At 72.8% G+C, this 2,508-nt stretch carries 2 protein-coding genes; both read right to left on the reverse strand.

The genetic code is table 11. From position 1 onward, the window contains the following. Positions 1 to 133: 133 nt before the first annotated feature. On the reverse strand, positions 134 to 1,297 hold the full coding sequence (locus tag ACWDX9_RS62300; protein ID WP_449973281.1) for an NAD-dependent formate dehydrogenase: 1,164 nt from the start codon (positions 1,295 to 1,297) through the stop codon (positions 134 to 136). Positions 1,298 to 1,392: 95 nt separating this feature from the next. Beyond that, on the reverse strand, positions 1,393 to 2,349 hold the full coding sequence (locus tag ACWDX9_RS62305) for a LysR family transcriptional regulator (RefSeq protein WP_449973282.1): 957 nt from the start codon (positions 2,347 to 2,349) through the stop codon (positions 1,393 to 1,395). Between the last annotated feature and the right edge of the window lie 159 nt (positions 2,350 to 2,508).

Here is a 2,508-nt window from a genome sequence, read left to right on the forward strand (position 1 = left end):
ATCCCAACTATACGGGCGGCCCGGGGGCGCGAGCCCCCCCACGGGGCGGGGGTGCTCAACCCAACGGCACGCGCCCCCGGATCCCGGGGGCGGGGGGGGGGGGCGGCGCCCGCCGCCTTCCAACCCGGTCGCGTCAACGCGTCCGGGTCGTGTAGGAATGGGCGCCGGCCCCGGCCAGGGCGCCGCCCTCCACGATCAGGTACTCCTCGCGGATCGGCGTGCCCTCCAGCCACGATTCGAGGATCTCGCGGGTGCCGGCGGCGTAACGCGCCTGGGCCGACAGGGAGGAGCCGGAGATGTGCGGGGTCATGCCGTGGTGCGGCATGGTCCGCCACGGGTGGTCGGCGGGCGCGGGCTGGGGGTACCAGACGTCGCCCGCGTACCCGGCGAGCTGCCCGCTCTCCAGCGCGCGCACGATCGCGTCGCGGTCGGCGATCCTGGCGCGGGCGGTGTTGATCAGGTACGCGCCCCGCTTCATCGAGCCGATCAGCTCGTCCCCGAACAGCCCTTCGGTCTGCGGGTGGAGCGGCGCGTTGACGGTCACCACGTCGCAGTGCGGGACCATGGCGGCCGCGTCCGCGTGGAAGGTGAGCCCGAGCTCCTCCTCGACCTCGCGCGGCAGGCGGTGCTTGTCGGTGTAGTGCAGGTGCACGTCGAACGGCTTGAGCCGGCGCAGCACCGCCGTGCCGATGCGGCCGGCGGCGACGGTGCCGACGTGCATGCCCTCGACGTCGTAGGAGCGGGCGACGCAGTCGGCGATGTTCCAGCCGCCGTCGAGCACCGTCCGGTGGGACGGCAGGTAGTTGCGCACCAGGGACAGGATCATCATCACGACGTGCTCGGCGACGCTGATGCTGTTGCAGTAGGTGACCTCGGCGACGGTGATGCCGCGGGCGATGGCGGCGTCGAGGTCGACGTGGTCGGAGCCGATGCCGGCGGTGACGGCCAGCTTCAGCCTGGGCGCGCGGGCGATGCGCTCGGCCGTCAGGTACGCGGGCCAGAACGGCTGGGAGATCACCACGTCGGCGTCGGCCAGCTCGCGGTCGAACTCCGAGTCGTCGCCGTCCTTGTCGGAGGTGACCACCAGCGTGTGGCCGCGTTCTTCGAGGAAGCGGCGCAGGCCCAGCTCGCCGGAGACGCTGCCGAGCAGGTGGCCGGGGGTGAAGTCGATCCCCTTGGGGCTGGGCAGCGTCTGGCCGCCCGGGTAGCCGGTCAGCGCGGGCAGGCCGTCCCGCGCGTAGGTGGTCGGGTATCCGTCGATCGGGTCGTCGTACAGCACGCACAGCACCTTGGCCATGGCCTCTGCTCCTCGTCGGTCGGGAATGATCTCACTGTCCGCCGACGTATATCCGCAGGTCAAAGCGTTTGTGCCTATCGGGTGATAGAGGGCGCCTATGCCAGGTGGTCGTGGGTCAGCCGGTCGAACACCTCGCGCAGATCGAGGTCGCGGGCGAGGTCCAGCAGGGCCCGCGCCATCACCGGCTCCGGGCCCGTACCGGCCAGGACGAGCCCCACGCGCGGCTCCCGGGCGGGCCGCTCCAGCCGGACGACCCGCATGCCCTCGGGCACCCCGAACATGTGCAGCCACGCGTGCGCGATCACGCTGGACCAGCGGTGGGTCGCGACGTGCGCGAACAGGGCCGAGACGGTGTCGGTCTCGATCGCGGGCACGGCCACCGCCCCGGCCTGCCGGAAGTTGGCGTCCAGGATGCGGCGGTTGCGCATCTCGGGGGCCAGCAGGCACAGCGGCAGCGCGGCTACCTCCGCCCAGCGCGCCACCCGGCGCTCGGCCAGCTCGCCGTCGGACGGCGTCAGCAGCAGGTAGCGCTCCTCGTAGAGCGGATGCACCTCGCCGAACTCCTCCTCGTCGTCGAGGTACGTCATCGCCATGTCGATCTCGAACTCGGCCAGCCGCCGCGTGATCTCCCGCGACGACAGCGAGGTCAGCAGCACCCGTACGTGCGGGTAGCGCTCGCAGAACGGCGTGGTCAGCAGCGAGGCGGCGGTCAGCGCGGTCGGGATCGCGCCCATCCGCAGCGTGCCCGACAGCCCTTCGCGCATCTTCGACAGGTCCTGGCGCAGGGCGTCGGCGTCGGCGAGGATCCGGTGCGCCCAGAGCAGCACCCGCTCGCCCTCCGGGGTCAGCCCGGCGAAGCGCTGGCCGCGCCGGACGAGGGGCACGTCCAGCTCGCGTTCGAGCTTGCGGATGGCCGCCGACAGCGACGGCTGGGAGACGTGACAGGCCGCGGCGGCACGGGCGAAATGCCGCTCCCGGGCCAGGGCCACCAGATACTCCAACTGGCGCAACAGCACGCCACAGGATGCCCTGCGGGCGCCTGCCGCGTCCATCTTTTCGCGGGGTCAGGGGCGGGGGAGCAGGGCGTCCAGCAGGAGCCCGGTCAGCCGGCCGGCGGGGCGGTCGCTGTCGCGGGCGTGGCGTTCCATGGCGAGCGCCCCCGACAGCAGGGCCCGCAGGTCGGAGACGTCCGCGCCGACGTCGACGTCTCC

It is taken from the genome of Nonomuraea sp. NPDC003201 (assembly GCF_053590415.1).

Bases quoted from the DNA above. Each gene is read 5' to 3' on its own strand.
- ACWDX9_RS62300 (WP_449973281.1), bottom strand. From the start codon at position 1,297: ATGGCCAAGGTGCTGTGCGTGCTGTACGACGACCCGATCGACGGATAC.
- ACWDX9_RS62305 (WP_449973282.1), bottom strand. From the start codon at position 2,349: ATGGACGCGGCAGGCGCCCGCAGGGCATCCTGTGGCGTGCTGTTGCGC.